Annotated in this window: 24 protein-coding genes; 21 read left to right on the top strand and 3 right to left on the bottom strand. The window is 42.0% G+C overall.

The window, feature by feature from the left end:
• Entirely contained in the window at positions 1–1,155 is a 1,155-nt protein-coding gene (locus NF865_RS04125; RefSeq protein ID WP_253305323.1) for a DUF763 domain-containing protein, read from the bottom strand.
• Positions 1,156–1,227: 72 nt separating this feature from the next.
• On the opposite strand from NF865_RS04125, the gene NF865_RS04120 reads away from it, so the two are divergent.
• From NF865_RS04120 to NF865_RS04025, 20 genes are all read left to right on the top strand, one after another.
• Positions 1,228–1,590: a ribonuclease P protein component 2 gene (locus tag NF865_RS04120; RefSeq protein WP_253305322.1), complete on the top strand. Its 363-nt coding sequence runs from the start codon at positions 1,228–1,230 to the stop codon at positions 1,588–1,590.
• Between the two features lie 113 nt (positions 1,591–1,703).
• Positions 1,704–2,486, top strand: coding sequence for an archaeal proteasome endopeptidase complex subunit alpha (gene psmA / locus NF865_RS04115; RefSeq protein ID WP_253305321.1), 783 nt, complete (start codon positions 1,704–1,706; stop codon positions 2,484–2,486).
• A gap of 10 nt (positions 2,487–2,496) precedes the next feature.
• Positions 2,497–3,207 carry a ribosome assembly factor SBDS gene (locus NF865_RS04110; protein ID WP_253305320.1) on the top strand — a complete coding sequence of 237 codons (711 nt, stop codon included), beginning with the start codon at positions 2,497–2,499 and terminating at the stop codon, positions 3,205–3,207.
• Positions 3,204–3,959: an exosome complex RNA-binding protein Rrp4 gene (gene rrp4, locus NF865_RS04105; RefSeq protein WP_253305319.1), complete on the top strand. Its 756-nt coding sequence runs from the start codon at positions 3,204–3,206 to the stop codon at positions 3,957–3,959. Before NF865_RS04110 ends, rrp4 begins: the two co-directional genes overlap by 4 nt.
• Complete coding sequence (gene rrp41 / locus NF865_RS04100) at positions 3,956–4,699, top strand: exosome complex exonuclease Rrp41 (RefSeq protein ID WP_253305318.1); 744 nt, start codon at positions 3,956–3,958, stop codon at positions 4,697–4,699. The genes rrp4 and rrp41 overlap by 4 nt, the downstream gene beginning before the upstream one ends.
• 1 nt (position 4,700) lies before the next feature.
• On the top strand, positions 4,701–5,510 hold the full coding sequence (gene rrp42, locus NF865_RS04095) for an exosome complex protein Rrp42 (RefSeq protein ID WP_253305317.1): 810 nt from the start codon (positions 4,701–4,703) through the stop codon (positions 5,508–5,510).
• 146 nt (positions 5,511–5,656) lie between these two features.
• Entirely contained in the window at positions 5,657–5,914 is a 258-nt protein-coding gene (locus tag NF865_RS04090; RefSeq protein WP_253305316.1) for a 50S ribosomal protein L37ae, read from the top strand.
• A gap of 29 nt (positions 5,915–5,943) precedes the next feature.
• Positions 5,944–6,093 (top strand): DNA-directed RNA polymerase subunit P, encoded by a 150-nt coding sequence (locus NF865_RS04085; protein WP_253305315.1) that lies wholly within the window; start codon positions 5,944–5,946, stop codon positions 6,091–6,093.
• Between the two features lie 65 nt (positions 6,094–6,158).
• A complete protein-coding gene (locus NF865_RS04080; RefSeq protein WP_253305314.1) occupies positions 6,159–6,788 on the top strand; it encodes a ribosomal biogenesis protein in 630 nt (209 codons plus the stop codon).
• A complete protein-coding gene (pcc1, locus tag NF865_RS04075) occupies positions 6,785–7,021 on the top strand; it encodes a KEOPS complex subunit Pcc1 (protein ID WP_253305313.1) in 237 nt (78 codons plus the stop codon). The genes NF865_RS04080 and pcc1 overlap by 4 nt, the downstream gene beginning before the upstream one ends.
• 56 nt (positions 7,022–7,077) lie before the next feature.
• The gene (locus NF865_RS04070) at positions 7,078–7,428 is read left to right on the top strand and encodes a prefoldin subunit beta (RefSeq protein ID WP_253305312.1); all 351 of its coding nucleotides are present in this window, start codon (positions 7,078–7,080) and stop codon (positions 7,426–7,428) included.
• Positions 7,429–7,460: 32 nt separating this feature from the next.
• Positions 7,461–7,784, top strand: a complete 324-nt coding sequence (locus NF865_RS04065; RefSeq protein WP_253305311.1) for a DUF3194 domain-containing protein — start codon at positions 7,461–7,463, stop codon at positions 7,782–7,784.
• On the top strand, positions 7,747–8,727 hold the full coding sequence (locus NF865_RS04060) for a DHH family phosphoesterase (protein WP_253305310.1): 981 nt from the start codon (positions 7,747–7,749) through the stop codon (positions 8,725–8,727). The genes NF865_RS04065 and NF865_RS04060 overlap by 38 nt, the downstream gene beginning before the upstream one ends.
• 4 nt (positions 8,728–8,731) lie before the next feature.
• The gene (locus NF865_RS04055) at positions 8,732–9,064 is read left to right on the top strand and encodes a hypothetical protein (protein ID WP_253305309.1); all 333 of its coding nucleotides are present in this window, start codon (positions 8,732–8,734) and stop codon (positions 9,062–9,064) included.
• Positions 9,065–9,069: 5 nt separating this feature from the next.
• Positions 9,070–10,140 carry a hypothetical protein gene (locus NF865_RS04050; protein ID WP_253305308.1) on the top strand — a complete coding sequence of 357 codons (1,071 nt, stop codon included), beginning with the start codon at positions 9,070–9,072 and terminating at the stop codon, positions 10,138–10,140.
• Positions 10,124–10,849, top strand: coding sequence for a tRNA-binding protein (locus tag NF865_RS04045; RefSeq protein ID WP_253305535.1), 726 nt, complete (start codon positions 10,124–10,126; stop codon positions 10,847–10,849). Before NF865_RS04050 ends, NF865_RS04045 begins: the two co-directional genes overlap by 17 nt.
• A 104-nt stretch (positions 10,850–10,953) precedes the next feature.
• Positions 10,954–12,096 (top strand): RNA ligase, encoded by a 1,143-nt coding sequence (locus NF865_RS04040; protein ID WP_253305534.1) that lies wholly within the window; start codon positions 10,954–10,956, stop codon positions 12,094–12,096.
• Between the two features lie 48 nt (positions 12,097–12,144).
• Entirely contained in the window at positions 12,145–12,744 is a 600-nt protein-coding gene (locus NF865_RS04035; protein ID WP_253305307.1) for a DUF4443 domain-containing protein, read from the top strand.
• 10 nt (positions 12,745–12,754) lie between these two features.
• Entirely contained in the window at positions 12,755–13,267 is a 513-nt protein-coding gene (locus NF865_RS04030) for an RNA-binding protein (RefSeq protein ID WP_253305306.1), read from the top strand.
• Positions 13,264–13,719 (top strand): FAD synthase family protein, encoded by a 456-nt coding sequence (locus NF865_RS04025; RefSeq protein WP_253305305.1) that lies wholly within the window; start codon positions 13,264–13,266, stop codon positions 13,717–13,719. The genes NF865_RS04030 and NF865_RS04025 overlap by 4 nt, the downstream gene beginning before the upstream one ends.
• Positions 13,720–13,802: 83 nt before the next feature.
• Here NF865_RS04025 and ftsZ read toward each other — a convergent pair whose 3' ends face one another.
• Together ftsZ and NF865_RS04015 are read right to left on the bottom strand one after the other, a co-directional pair.
• Entirely contained in the window at positions 13,803–15,050 is a 1,248-nt protein-coding gene (ftsZ, locus tag NF865_RS04020; protein WP_253305304.1) for a cell division protein FtsZ, read from the bottom strand.
• Between the two features lie 20 nt (positions 15,051–15,070).
• Complete coding sequence (locus NF865_RS04015; RefSeq protein ID WP_253305303.1) at positions 15,071–15,262, bottom strand: ribbon-helix-helix domain-containing protein; 192 nt, start codon at positions 15,260–15,262, stop codon at positions 15,071–15,073.
• A gap of 208 nt (positions 15,263–15,470) precedes the next feature.
• On the opposite strand from NF865_RS04015, the gene cgi121 reads away from it, so the two are divergent.
• A complete protein-coding gene (gene cgi121 / locus NF865_RS04010) occupies positions 15,471–15,893 on the top strand; it encodes a KEOPS complex subunit Cgi121 (RefSeq protein ID WP_253305302.1) in 423 nt (140 codons plus the stop codon).
• Positions 15,894–15,928: the final 35 nt, after the last annotated feature.

Raw genomic sequence — 15,928 nt, 5'->3', positions numbered from 1 at the left:
TTAGGTTGGTCTTTTCTCCTCCTCAGGAAACTTCCACTTCTTGGTGATTTTTGTTACCTGTTTGACGACTTCCCTTTCTTCCTTGCCCTTCTCAAGAAGCTTCTCGAGAAAAGATATCAGGTCATCGTAAGTGCCCCTCTCAACGGGAAACGGCACCCTATCCTTTCCACCGACGGCGTAGGCGAACTTGAAGGGGTCAGGTGGATGAGTGACGGGGTCTTTCCACGATGGGTGGACGTCATAAACAAGCTCAAGAACGAGCGATAGAGCTCTCAAGGTGCTTGGCCCCAGACCTTTGATAAGCAGAAGTTCATCATAGCTGCTTACTCCAAGCTCCCTTGCCAGTTCCAGGGCTCTTTTGTTGAGCTCAATTTTTCCGAGGCTCTCGTATCTTTTCAGTATTGACAAAACCTCTCTCTTTTCATAGGGCTTATAGAACGGAATGTACCCTTTTGAAAGCGCCTCTACACTTTTGACTTCCCTTTCAATTTTTGTGGGGCTTTCTGAAACTACGTCGAGCAGAGTCTTTTGGTATTCTTTGCTTTCCCGGGCGATGGTGTTTAAAGCATGCTCTGCTTTAATTCCGCTTATACCTTTGTGCGGCTCTAAGGTAAAGGACTCAACTTTTTCAGAGAACCAGTGGAAGCGCCTGGCGAGCTTTACCTGGGGATTCATACCTTGCTGTACAATTGCCCATCTCCCTTCTTGGTCAACAAAGAAGACGTGATGATAGAGCTGGTAGCCAGTTTGGAGGGCAACGCTATCGACTTTGGCAACCAATCTTGAGGTTTTTATGTATTCCTCTGCCTCCAGATCATAGAGTCTGCTTATCTGCTTTAATTCCTCCGGTGTCTTTCTGCTCTTTGCCCCTTTGCCACCGGCCGCTTTTATCCCAAGGTCCTCTTTTGAGAGGACTTCCTTTACTATGCCAGCTGTTACGGTGGTGCTTCCCGAAGAATCCCAGTCCATGCCTATCAAGTTGTTGAGAGCTTGGAACCAAACCGGGTCTGCAAGTCTTTCAAGAACACCTTGAGTGCCATATTCGTCCACAAGAAGCTTTATAACAAGCTCAGCTAACCGCTTCATTCTCAATGCCAGCCATCTTGGCACGTGTCCACCGTGAAGGGGGAGCTCTGCGATTCCTCTTCTCATCATAAGTAATTCGAGTTTCGTTCATTAAAAGTTTTTGAGATAATTTAATAAATCCCAAATGCGGAAAGACCTCTCATGAGGGAGAAACCAAAGACTTTACCTCCAACGCTTCGCGACAAGCACCGCTACATAGCCTTTCAGGTAATTGGGGAGAGACCCTTCAACAAGGACGAAATAAAGAAAGCGCTGTGGAATGCTTCCCTTAAAACCTTGGGCGAGCTTGGCACAGCAAGGGTAAAACCATGGTTTATAAAATTTGATGAGAAAACCCAGACTGGAATAGTGAGGTGTGATAGAAAATACGTAGAAGAACTTCGCTTTGCTTTAACTATGGTTACTGAGATAAACGGTTCAAAAGCGATAATAAGAACGCTTGGAGTGTCTGGAACTATAAAGAGGCTTAAGTTAAAATTCTTGAAAGAGTTTGGGTGGAAATAACTTTAGAGAAAAATTTTAATTATTGGCCGATAACTTACACATCGGAGGGTATATAAAGGGAATTAAGGAATTCCTAATATAACCTATTACGATAACTTTAGAGGTGATGAAAAATGGCGTTTGTACCACCGCAAGCTGGGTATGATAGGGCAATAACGGTTTTCAGCCCTGATGGAAGACTTTTCCAAGTCCAATACGCAAGAGAGGCAGTTAAGAGAGGAGCAACTGCCGTGGGAGTAAAGTGTAAAGATGGAGTTGTTTTGGCTGTAGAAAAGAGGGTAACAAGTAAGCTTATAGAGCCGGAAAGCTATGAGAAGATTTTCCAGATTGATGACCACATAGCTGCTGCTTCAAGTGGAATAATAGCCGATGCGAGAGTTCTTGTGGACAGGGCTCGTTTAGAAGCTCAAATCTATCGCTTAACCTATGGAGAGCCAGTTCCGCTCACCGTTTTGGTGAAGAAGATTTGTGATCTGAAGCAGATGCACACGCAATATGGCGGAGTTAGGCCTTTTGGTGTCGCCCTTTTGATGGCGGGTGTAAATGAAAAGCCTGAACTTTTTGAAACAGACCCAAGTGGTGCATACTTTGAGTGGAAAGCGGTTGCAATAGGAAGCGGAAGAAACACGGCAATGGCAATCTTCGAGGAGAAGTACAGAGACGACATGACACTTGAAAACGCTATAAAGCTTGCCGTGCTTGCTCTTGCAAAAACCATGGAGGAGCCATCTCCGGATAACATAGAAGTTGCAGTGATTACAGTAAAGGAGAAGAAGTTCAGGAAGATCAGCAAGGAAGAAGTTGCTAAGTGTCTTGAGGAAGTGTTGAAAGAAGTTGAGGCCGAAGAAGTTCCAGAGAAGGAAGAAGACTACAGCGAGCTAGACACCAACTACTGAGGTGATCAATATGCCCATAAGCGTCGACAAAGCAGTGATTGCTCGGTTAAAGACTCACGGCGAGGTTTTTGAGATACTAGTGGATCCATACCTGGCCAGAGACTTCAAAGAAGGCAAAGATGTTCCAATTGAGGAAGTCTTAGCCACTCCTTATATTTTTAAAGACGCCCACAAGGGCGATAAAGCAAGCGAACACGAAATGGAAAAGATTTTTGGAACAAGCGATCCCTACGAAGTGGCAAAGATAATCCTCAAGAAGGGAGAGGTACAGCTTACCGTACAGCAGAGAAGGGAAATGCTGGAGGATAAGAAAAAGCAGATTGCGATGATAATCCACAGGCACGCAGTAGACCCAAGAACTGGGTATCCGCATCCACCTGAAAGAATCCTGAAGGCGATGGAAGAGGTTGGAGTCAGAGTGGACATATTCAAAGACGCAGAATCTCAGGTTCCAGAAGTAATAAAAGCTCTAAGGAGAGTTTTACCCCTTAAAATCGAAAGAAAGGTCATAGCAGTGAAGATACCTTCGGAATATGCCGGAAAAGCTTATGGAGAAGTTAGAAAGTTTGGAACCATAAAGAGGGAGGAGTGGGCAAGCGACGGCTCCTGGATGTTTTTAATAGAAATTCCGGGTGGAGTTGAGGAAGAATTTTATGAAAAATTAAACGCCCTTACAAAGGGCACCGCAATAACTAAACTTATAGAGAGGAAGGGACTATGAAGAAGATTTTTGTAAAAAATAGGGAATTAGTGGTTCCAGGGACGCTTTTGGCTCAGGGACCGTTCAAAAATGGACGAGGGACTTTTAAAGAAGGAAACAGAATTTATTCAACTGTAATCGGACTGGTCAGGATTTCAAATGACACGGTGTCAGTAGTCCCACTGGAAGGTCCGTACATCCCAGAGGTAGGGGATAACGTAATAGGAAAGATAGTTGATGTAAAATTCTCAAACTGGGTAGTTGACATAGGTGCCCCCTATCAAGCTACGCTGAGAGTTCAAGATGCAGTTGAAGGGAAGATAGACATCCTAAAAACCGATTTGAGAAAGATATTTGACATAGGGGACATAATCTATGCAAAAGTGAAGGCTTTCAATGAGATTAACCAGATAGACCTGACAACAAAGGGGATGCCCTTCAATGGAGGGCCTCTAAAAGGGGGACAGCTGGTAAAGATAACGCCTTCTAAAGTACCCCGCCTTATAGGGAAAGGGGGCTCAATGATAAACATGATCAAACAGCTCACAAACACGAGGATAATTGTAGGGCAAAACGGATGGGTATGGGTTAGTGGAAGGAACGAGGAATTAGAAAAGCTGGCCATAGAGGCTATTCTAAAAGTAGACAGAGAAAGCCATACTCAAGGATTAACTGACAGAGTTAGGGAGATGGTGATTAAGAGGTTGCATGAACTTAAAGAACAGGGGATTATTGAAGAAGTTCCCCAAACTGGAGAGGGTGAAGAGAAATGATGGGAAAGCCTGAGGGACTCAAGCTTATTGATGAGAACGGCAAAAGGCTTGATGGAAGAAAGAAGTACGAGCTGAGGCCAATTAAAATGGAAGTTGGAGTTTTGAAGAGTGCAGATGGTTCTGCATATGTAGAATGGGGTAAGAATAAAATTTTAGCAGCAGTTTATGGGCCTAGGGAGATTCATCCAAAACACCTTCAAAAACCTGACAGGGCAATTTTGAGAGTTAGATACAATATGGCACCCTTTAGTGTTGAGGAAAGGAAAAAACCTGGCCCAGATAGGAGGAGTGTTGAGATAAGCAAAGTTATTAGAGGGGCCCTTGAACCGGCTGTTATTCTTGAGCTCTTTCCAAGAACTTCCATAGATGTATTCATAGAGGTGCTCCAAGCCGATGCAGGCACAAGGGTGGCTGGAATTACAGCAGCATCTCTTGCTTTGGCAGACGCTGGAATTCCCATGAAAGACCTTGTTGCAGCGTGTGCCGCTGGAAAGATAGATGGAGAAATCGTCCTTGACCTAAACAAAGAAGAGGACAACTATGGAGAAGCCGATGTTCCAGTGGCTATAATGCCAATCAAGAACGATATAACATTGCTCCAGATGGACGGATACCTAACCAAAGAGGAATTCCTCGAAGCGGTAAGACTGGCAATAAAGGGAGCTAAGGCAGTGTATCAAAAACAGAGAGAGGCGTTGAAGGAGAAGTATCTCAAGATAGCGGAAGAGGTAGGTGAGTAAAATGGAAATAATGGCCTCAATAATGAAGGATCATATCCTCAATCTTTTGAGGGAAGGTAAAAGAATCGATGGAAGGGGCGTAGAGGATTTAAGGCCTCTAACCATAGAGACGGACGTAATAGAGAAAGCTGAGGGATCTGCACTTGTGAAACTTGGCAATACTCAGGTTCTTGTAGGGATAAAAGTTGATTTTGGAGAGCCATTTCCAGATTTGCCAGAAATGGGTGTTATGACGACCAATGTTGAATTTGTGCCTTTGGCGTCTCCAACCTTTGAACCAGGCCCGCCGGATGAGAGGGCCATAGAACTTGCAAGAGTTGTGGACAGAGGAATAAGGGAAAGCCAAGCCATAGATTTGAGCAAGCTTGTAATCGTTCCAGGAAAGCTTGTAAGGGTGGTCTTCATAGACGTGCATGTTCTCGACCACGACGGAAATCTGTTAGATGCCTCTGGAATCGGTGCAATTGCGGCATTGCTAGGCACAAAAATACCCAAAGTTGAATACGATGAAGAGGCCGGCGAAGTGAAGGTTCTGGATGAATATGAACCACTGCCCGTGACAAAGATACCAATTCCGGTTAGTTTTGCCAAAATAGGCAACACCCTAGTAGTTGATCCAAACTTTGAAGAGGAGCAGGTAATGGACGGCAAACTGACAATAACAACCGACGAAAATGGATACATCTCAGCAGTGCAGAAAAGCGAAGGGGGAAGCTTCAAGCTTGAGGAAGTAATTTATGCAGTTGATCTTGCATACAAAAAGGCAGAAGAAATAAGAAAAGTAGTCCTTGAGAGCGTTAAGAAAGAGTGACCCTTTTGTTTTCCCATTTTTAAACTCATTTTAGCAAAAGTTTATAAAGGGGATAGCTTCACTATTTGCTGGCTTAACTTAAAGGAAAGGCTTTTAAATGGCTTCCTAAAATTCATCTCAGTCATACATCATTAGGGGTGATGATCATGGGAAGAACAAAGAAAGTTGGATCCGCTGGAAGATTTGGCCCAAGATACGGTCTCAAGATCAGAAGAAGAGTTGCTGCAGTGGAAGAAAAGATGAGACAAAAGCACACTTGCCCAGTATGTGGAAGAAAAGCCGTTAAGAGGATAAGCACCGGAATATGGCAGTGCCAAAAGTGTGGTGCAACCTTCGCTGGAGGAGCATACCTCCCTGCAACTCCTGCCGGAAAAGTCGCTAAGAGAATTGTAGCGGCTAAATAAACCCTCTAAAATATTTTTTGGTGGTTGTTATGGTGGAAGCATTATATAAATGTGCAAAATGTGGAAAAGAGTTTAAAATGGACCTCGCCATTGTAAGAGAAATCCGCTGTCCCTACTGTGGAGCAAAGATAATCTACAAGCCCAGGCCTAAAGTTGCCAGAAGAGTTAAGGCAATTTGAGCTCTGTCTCTTCTCTATTGAAAAGCTTTATAACCCCTTTCTGTTAAATTCCCAAGTGATCGGAGATGATACTGATAACAACATCCCACAGACCCACAAGAAGAACGAGAAGCTTTGGGCATGACCTAGAGAGGGTTTTCCCCAACTCGACCTATCTAACTAGAGGTAAGAAGACTATTCAAGACCTTCTTATGGAAGCATACGATAGGGGTTACGAGAGACTCCTTATAATCAATGTTTGGAAGGGTAATCCGCTCAAAATAACATTCATAAAGGTTTCTCCAGATGACTGGGGCTACTTGGGTTATCTCTACCTTCATGGAATTAAGCTGCAAAGAGAAATGGGGTTTAGAAACATCCCCCCAATTAGGGAGGAGATGCCCTTTATAGTTACGACTGCCAAAAGAGTTGGGCTTGACCACATTGTCTTTGGTCAGGTTTTTGCCGAGCTTACCAACGGAAAATTTGTCCCAAGGGGAGAAAAAAGCCTGCAATATATAGCCGACAAGTACAATACTGATGTCTTGGGCGTTATTGAGCGTCATCCAAGAGGAATGGCCATAAACTTCTATCGCCTTGATATCTCGCGAGAAAGACCTGTAGGACCTTTGATAAGTGTCAAAATATGGATAATGGAAGATGGAAGAAGATGGGACTACAAGGAAAAGCTTGGCATCAAAAGGGATGGGAAATGATAAGAGGAGTTATCGAGATTGAGTTCCCCAGCGAGGAGATAGCGAAAGTTGTTTATGAGAGTGTTCTTTTTGAGCATAAAACCGTCCCTTACCGAAGAAGCAAGGTGGACTTTTCTCTGAGAGAAAACAAAATTGTAATGGAATTTACCGCAAAGGATAACTCCGCTTTGAGGGGAACCTTAAACTCTTATCTCCGATGGATTAAAGTTGCCCTTGATGTAGTTGAGCTTTAGTTAATTATTTAAAGCTTCTCTGAGAGTATAGCCTCGGACTAAAAGGAGGTGTTGTCATGCAGAACATTCCACCTCAGGTGCAGGCTTTATTGGGACAACTTGAGAGTTATCAACAGCAGCTTCAACTTGTAATCCAACAGAAGCAAAGAATCCAAGTAGAGCTTAACGATGCCAAAAAAGCCCTTGAAGAGATTGAGCAAGTTGAGGAAGGAGCTCCAATATACAAGACAGTGGGCACTCTGATAGTCAGGTCAACAAAGGAGAAGGCATTGGAAGAGCTTAAAGAGAAAGTCGAAACCCTGGAGGTTCGCCTAAGGGCATTGGAGAGACAGGAGCAGAAGCTTAATGAAAAAATTAAGGAGCTTACACAACAGATACAGAGCTCTCTGAGAGGAACAGCCGGGTGAACTTTCTTTTTAAAATTTTATGGGGGGTGCAAATGAAGAAGGTACTCCATATAGGGCTTCCAGAGCTCAGCGAGGAGGAGTTAATATCCATCGGAGAGCTAGCCCAAGAGGTTATTATAGATTACATCTTCGAGCATTTGACGAGAAGTGAAGTGAAAGACATAGAGGTAACTACGAGGATAAACCGTGAAGACACTCTGGATTTGGAGATAGAGGTCTATCTTGAGGTGCCGATATTCGTAAAAGTTGATGTTGAGAAGTTGATCGACGAAGCGCTTGAAAAAGCATATGAAAAAGTTGAAAAAAGGTTGAGGGAAATTGCGGGGCAAAATAAAGCTCAAGAACTTCCTGAATAAAGCAAAGGAAAATAATTATTCTTTCTTGTTGTTATGCCATCATAACGCTGACCCAGACTCTTTGGGTAGTGCTATTGCTTTTTCAAGATACCTCACGAGTATGGGCTTAAAGAATAGGATAGGCGTTGCTCAAAGCGTTTCATCCTACGCAAAACGCCTCCTTCAATTTGCCCAGGTAGAGAAGAACCCATCTGTTTTGGAAGACGTTATTATGATTTTTGACACTTCCTCTCTTGAACAGCTGGAGCCAATTGAAATTCCTAAGGACAGGTACATCATCGTAATTGACCATCACATTGAAAAGGAGAATCCAATAAAGGCTGACATAAGGATTGTTGACTCATCGAGAACTTCAACTGCAGAAATTGTGTGGGAACTTTTGGAGTACTTTGGTTTTTATGATGAAGTTTCTGCCAAGGCTATTTTAGCGGGGATAGTTACGGATACTGCCAATTTTAGATACGCGAACTCAAAAACATTCAAAACAGTGGCTAAAGTCTTAGAAAAGTTCAATATTCAGATGGGAGAAATATATAACCTGGTCGCTCCAGTTACCGATGAAAACATAGACCAGGCAAAGAGAATGGCCATATTAAAGGCGTGTCAGAGAATGGAAATCAAAAAAGTCGGCAATTATATAATAGCTATTTCAAAGGTTTCTGCTTATGAGTCTTTGGCTTGTAAGGTCTTCCTCCAGCTTGGAGCCGATGTTGCTATTGTTGGGAGCGAGAAAAAGGGTGTTAGGATTTCCGCGAGGGCAAAAGAAAGCTTGGTTAAAAAAGGTCTTCACTTAGGCAAGCTTATGGAGAAAGTTGGTCCTATCATAGACGGTTCCGGCGGAGGACATTCGGGAGCGGCTGGTGCAAATGGAAAAAGAAATCTTGAGGAAGCCGTTAAGTTTTTAGTGAAAGAAATCGAAATGTTTCTAAAGAAGTTGAGGTGATTTAATGTCCAGATGCCCCGTATGCGGGAAAACGATTAAATGGGAAGACTTAATAGAGCAGATGCTCATCGTTGATAATTTTAGGGAACTGCTTAAAGATAAAAGCGTGTTCCTCTCAGCTTTAGAGGAATTTGTATTTAAATGTCCTGAGTGCAGTGAGGAATTTTATGGGAGGAATCTTAATCTCAAAGAAGCTGAAAAAGTTTTTGAGCTGCTAAATGAATTTAATGGTTCAATTGACTACGACAATGGTAAGGTCAGGCTTAAGCTCACGAATCTTCTGGCTTTGGACTTAATGCTTGAGGAGTGGGATAAGAGGGTTAAAGGTGCTCGGTGATATTTATGATGGACGACATCTCAGACCTTCTACAAAAAGGAGACTTTTCAAGTGCTCTTGAACTTGCCCTTCGAATTGATGACCTCTTCTCAAGGCTTGAGGCTCTCTCTTTCATCTATCAATATGTGGAAGAGAATGAGTACAGGGAGGCAGTACTGGGGAGGATGCTTGAAATAGTTGACTCTTTTGAGGGACTTTTGGAAAAGGCAAGGGCATTGGCGTTAATTGGGTATACTCTCTCCATTACCGGCGACAAAAAAGGGGAATACTTCTTCAAAAAGGCTCACCAAGTTGTTAGGGCTATTGACTATTCCCTATGGAAGGCCCAGGGTTACGGCTACCTCGCGTATTACATGGCGCTTGCAGGGAAGGTTAGCGACGCCTTTTACTATTACAATATAGCATATGAAAGTGCTCAAAGGTCTTCTGAACCGTACTCAAAGGTTCTAGCGTTTTTATATCGCTTAGCCGAGCAGATTCGGGAAAGCGCTGAAAAGATACGCTCCTTTGAAGCCAAGGAATTCTATGAACTTGCTGCAGAAATTTATGAAGACATAAAGCGACATTTAAGTGCCCAAGAACTAAAAAAGAAGGCATCATTAATAGAGATGGCACTTGAAAAAGGTAGCAAGCTCGTTTCTGAGTTCCTTGAGAGAAGGGATGTTGACAATGCGGTGTTTGTGATCAAATATCTGCCAGATGAAGAAAAAGTCTTGGCGCTCTTGGAGATAGCGTACTGGCTCTTTCTCCACGACAAAAGAGGTCTGGCAAAGGGCATTGTTGAAGACGCATTTAGAATGACCGCAGAGAGAAAAATAAAGCCAAACGATGAAAAGTTGGAAAAAATTGCACTAAAATTCCTGAAAATAGGGCAACTCGAAGAGGCTTTAACTGTAGGAGCGATAATTTCGAATGAGAGAATAGCATCTAGAGTTTTTGAAAAGATTGCTTTAACTTATGCAAAAAGAGGTGAGAAGCTCAAGGCAATTACGGTTGCCGAGGCGATTTCGGACGAAAATATTAAGAGAGATGTTTTAAAAGCGATTGAGGGTGAGGAAAATGTGGGACACGAGTAAAGATTACAGGCTACTGGTTGCTGAGAAAGCAGTTGAGCTGTTCTTGAAAACTATTGAAGGTGCTAAATTTAAGGGTAAGTGGGACAAAAAGAAGGTAATAAAGTTAGCAAAAGAGATGATCCCAGAGATTCAGGCGTTACGCTACTCCTATCTGGAGCCTCAAGAGTTAATCGATACGCCCCAGATGAAGGAGCTGAAGGAAAAAGCCTTGGGAATAATCGAGGCGCTGGGCGGTGAAGATTGGTACGTTAAGTTCCTCGAACTTGCCGACAAAAACGAGAGGGAAAAGGTCGAGGAAAGCGTTGCCAAGGTCCGCTTTTTCTTGAACACGATTCTTAACCTCGATAAGAGGCTGGCCTTAGGTAAGATAAACGATCCCGTCATTGCCGTGGACATAAAAGTGGGCGAAGTCATGAGCGCTGGCAAACACCCAAACGCGGATAAGCTCCTCGTATGCAATGTTAACATAGGCGATAGGGCCGTTACGGTAGTTACAAACGATTTGAGCGTTAAGGAAGGGCATAGAGTTGCGGTAGCCCTTCTGCCCCCAGTGAACTTTAGAGGAATAACGAGTGAGGGAATGTTCTTGGGAGCGGGAGAAGGTGTTTTGAAGGATGTGAAAGGTGAAATCGGTGGTCTTCCAAAAGGAATCCCACTGGAAGCCCTAAAAGAAACAAGGAACTTGGTTGAGTCATTTTTGAAGAGTTGAGTTTACTTCTTTTTTATTAGTTTTTGCCCATTGTTGAGATTCCAAGCTGTTGGAGTGCCAAAAACCTATAAACCCCAAAGCTTGAGAATATACTGGTGCTGGGGATGGTGAGCTCACATTTCAAAAATCTTCTTCTTGAGTTGGGCATTAGTCGGGAGCGTATTGAAATACTGGAAAGTAAAGGGGGTATAGTCGAGGACGAGTTTGAAGGGATAAGGTACCTTAGATTTAAAGATTCTGCCGGAAGCTTAAGGAGGGGAACTGTGGTTTTTGACTCTCACAACATAATACTTGGCTTTCCCCATATAAAGAGAGTAGTTCATCTGGAAAACGGAATAAAACGGGTATTCAAGAGAAAGCCGTTCTATGTGGAGGAAAAAGTTGATGGATACAACGTAAGGGTTGCCCAGATTAATGGTAGAGTTTTCGCCTTTACTAGAGGTGGTTTTGTATGTCCTTTTACAACGGAACGGATTGAAGATTTTGTAAACATGGAATTCTTTAAGGATTATCCCAACTTGGTTCTCTGCGGAGAAATGGCGGGGCCTGAAAGTCCCTACCTTGTTGAGGGGCCGCCCTATGTAAAGGAGGACATAGAGTTCTTTCTTTTTGATATCCAAGAAAAGAAAACTGGACAGTCTCTTCCTGTAGAGGAGAGACTCAAGATTGCGGAAGAATACGGAATTCCAAGTGTTGAAGTGTTTGGGTTATATGATATATCCAAAATCAACGACCTCAGGGAGCTTATAGAAAGGCTAAGTAAAGAAAAGCGAGAAGGAATAGTAATGAAAAGCCCAGATATGAAAAAAATTGTAAAATACGTGACCCCTTATGCGAACATCAACGATATCAAAATTGGCTCGAAAATATTTTTCGACCTTCCACATGGGTACTTTATGCAGAGAATAAAGCGGCTCGCTTTTTATTTAGCTGAAAAAAGAATAAGAGATGAGGAATTTGAAAAATACGCAAGTGCTTTGGGAAGGGCTCTCCTACAGCCCTTTGTGGAAAGTATATGGGATGTCGTTGCTGGAGAAGAAATAGCAGAGGTTTTCACGGTAAGAGTAAAGCACGTAGAAACTGCTTATAAAATGGTGTCTCACTTTGAACGTTTAGGATTAAAGATTCACATAGAGGACATAGAAGAAACTCCCCAAGGCTACTGGAGGATTACATTTAAGCGAGTTTACCCCGATGCTACAAGAGAAATTAAGGAGCTTTGGAACGGACATCCTTTCGTCGATTAGCTTAAAGTTTTTATATTTTGCCATTAAATCAAAAGCAGAGGTGAAAAAATGGATTGGAAGCGAGGTGCATATCCAGAATTTGAAATTGAAGATGTTGTGGTCGTGCTTTTCTTGTTAAAAACACCTAAAGGACGAAAACAGATTTCTGAAGAGTTAAATCTTGGAGAGGGAACTGTTAGAACGCTCTTAAAGAAACTTTCTTCAATTGGATTGGTTGAATCCCAGCAAAAAGGACATTCTTTAAGCGAAAAAGGCGCTGAAGTCGTAAAGGAGATATCAAGATTGTTCTCGGAACCTTTGGAAGCGACTCCTCTCGATGGTTTTGTAACTTATGCACTTGTTGTGAAAAATCCCCCAGAATTTAAGAGCATAGAGCTCAGGGACGAAGCAATTCGATTTTTTGCGCGAGGAGCCATGATTTTAGTAGTCCAGGATAATGAAATAATCTTTCCGGAGGATAGAAGACCTTTAAAGGAGACTCTTCCCAAACTCTCCGAGGATCTTAAAAAACTTCCCATTGAAAATGGCGATCTTGTAATTGTTACATGGGCTGACACTAAAGCCGATGCCTTGAAAAGTTTAATTCACGTTGCGTTGACCTTAAAGGGAGAACTGCTACCTGAAGAAATCAAAAAACTTGTTGAGTGAGGTGCTAGGGATGAAAATAAAACATCCTCTCAGCAAAAAAGAAGTTAAGAAAATAATAAGCGAAATGGCTAAAATATTTGGAGAAGAAGTTGCTGAGAAGTTAATATCAAAGAACGATCAGGTTTTAGTAGGCGAATTTGACAAAACTACCCAGATTTTGTTTGTTAATGGAAAGCCTCGGTTTATACGGCGGGAAGGGCTTATATTTCCGCTTGTTATAACTCTATACGAGCTTTCTGACAAGGAAGACTTAAGGAAATGGAAGCGCAGAGTTGTTGTAGATAAAGGGGCAGTACCGTATATATTGAACGGTGCCGATGTAATGGCTCCAGGCATAGTAGATGCAGATGAGGAAATAAAAGAAGGAGATTTTGTGTTTGTGGTAGAAGAGGAATATGGAAGGCCGTTGGCAATCGGGATTGCACTGATGGATGGAAAAAGCATGAAAGAGAAAAAGAGAGGAAAGGCAGTAAAAGTAATACACCACGCAAAAGATAAAATCTGGGAGTTGACTGCAGTATGAATGAAACAAAGGAAAAGAAAAAGATAAGAGTTGTTGTTGGGGGAGTGTTTGATATTCTCCATGTTGGGCATGTTCACTTTCTTAAAAAGGCAAAGGAAATGGGTGATGAGCTCATAGTAATAGTTGCCCACGATGAGACAGTAAAACGGAGGAAAGGCAGACCTCCGATAAACTCTATGTATGAGAGGGCTGAGCTGTTAAAAGCACTCAAAATGGTAGATGAGGTTGTAATCGGTGAACCCGATCACATAAGTTTCGAACTTGTTAAAAAGCTTAAACCAGATATTATTGCCCTTGGACCTGACCAAAACTTCGATATATGTGCCCTTAAGGAAGAACTCAAAAAACACGGTATTGAAGCTGATGTCATTAGAATACCCTATGCATACAAAACAGATGTGGCTAAAACAAGTAAAATAATCCAAAGAATAGTAGAACTATTCTGTAAGTGATTTTAGCGAGTTCTGATTTTAACACTCTGATTTTACTCTTTCTGTTGATTATTATAAAGGAGATGATTATATGGTAAAAGGATTTAACTTAAGTCGTAATCTACAGCTCCTTTCACTATTCTCTCAATTTCGGGATTAATAATCACGTTTGCTTTTTTCTTCCTTGAAACTCCATCGAATAGGTTTTCAATTTCTGAATCCTTGCTTATTCTTCTATTTATTGGGTTTGAGATTATCACATTGTCTTCCGTTGTTAATGCATCAACTTCACTGCTGAGAATGTGCGGAGACTTTACCCCAGTCATAATGACCATTGCTCTGACTACTTTTCCAAGATCCTTGTCTATCCTTGCTCCCCATTTTATCTCTGACTTTGCTCCAAGCTTCTCATATACAATCTGCATAGCATCGTTTATTTCACCAAGGCTGACATCCGGACCGACGGTAAAGTGCACTAGAGCAGCTTCCCCACTTCCAAACTCCACTTCGAGCATTTTATTGTTTAAGGCGTTATTTATGGCATCAACGGCTCTCCTGTTTGAATCGCTTTCTCCTATTCCAATTAACGCAGCTCCACCGTTTTTCATGACGCTGTAGACATCTGCAAAATCTATATTTACCATTGAAGGAAGCATTATTGTTTCTGTTATGCCTTTAACCATTCTCGCTATTATCTCATCGGCAAACCTAAAAGCCGCACTAATTGGAAGCTTAGGTACTAATTCAAGAAGCTTATCGTTTTCTATTATTACAACTGTGTCTGAATACTTTAGAAGGGCTTGTATACCTGCCTTTGCTTTTTCGAGTCTCCTTGTTCCCTCATTCTTGAAAGGATAAGTGACAACACTCACAACAAGAGGTTCTTGAATTCTTCCGGAGTTTCTTGCCTCCTCCTTTATTACCTTAGCAACAACAGGCGCTGCTCCTGTTCCGGTTCCATTACCCATACCAGCGGTTATGAACACGAGATCTACGTCCCTAACAGCCTCTGCTATTTCATCTCTACTAGCTTCTGCAGCCAAATAACCAATTCTTGGATCTCCCCCTGAGCCCTTTCCGTGAGTAATGTTCTTCCCGAGGAGGATTTTCTTGTGAGCTTTAGTTCTTGAAAGATGCTGTGCATCCGTATTCATAGCTATTAACTCTGCCCCCTCAACGCCCAGTTCATACAGCCTTGTTATTGTATTGTTCCCAGAACCTCCAACGCCTATGATTGCTATTTTAATGAATGATTTTGACATTTCCAAATCACTGAAAGCTTCTTGTGCTTTGCTATCGTTGTTATTCATATCCAAATTAATACCGGCTTGTTCCAGCAGTTTAAACACCATCTCAATACCCCCCACTATCCTTATTCGACCACGTACTCTGGGAGTTCTTTCTCCTCTGCTTCTGTCGTATACAACTCTTTCTTTATGAGTTCCCTGATAGCTTCTCGAATTGCTTCGCTTCTGTTGGGATATACCCCTCTTTTGACTAAGACATCAAGGGCGTTTATGAGTCCTTGCGGCAACTGAACACTAATGATTCTCATCTTCGCCATTCTGCCCACCATTACACGACTGCATCTACAGTGAGTTTGGTTTTAATTAGTTAAATACTTTTTGCCTCTGTTTTAATATTGACGTATTATTAATTTCAAAAAATTTTTAGAAAACTTATGCGATGATTAAAATATTGTTACTGGATACCCAATTCTGTATAAGCAAAAAATTTAATAAACAACAAATCAATAAGCTTGGGGAGATAAAATGAAGGTATTAAACTACGGCACAATTAAAATCGCAGTTGCAAGGATTCTACTCGAAGATACATCAAATATTTTTGAAATTCTTCCAGATAACGTCCAGATATTAAACCTAGAATGTTGGGAACATGCAGTTTTTTCCACGATATTAGCATTAAGGTCGTTTGAAAGGAGTACAAACAAAGCAAAAACGATTAAGGGCGAGATACTTCTTAGGGCAAGCGGAACACTTCAGATCAAAGATGCTATTGAAGCTGTTGGAGCAAAAAAGGGAGAGAACTTCATAGTGGCATTTGGAGAGAATGCAGAAAAAGATCTCCACGAACTGCTCTCAAAGATACCTGCTAAGGAAATTCCGTTCGGAGACTGTGAAAAGGAATACGTTAAGAAACTCTTTGAAAAGGCTGCTTTAGTTGATGTCCGTTGATGTCGACTTAATTGCGTATTTTTTGTTAGAATTTC

This window comes from Thermococcus aggregans (assembly GCF_024022995.1).
In the GTDB taxonomy this organism is placed as follows: Archaea; Methanobacteriota_B; Thermococci; order Thermococcales; family Thermococcaceae; genus Thermococcus_A; species Thermococcus_A aggregans.
This window is presented reverse-complemented; position numbering and strand designations above follow the sequence as displayed.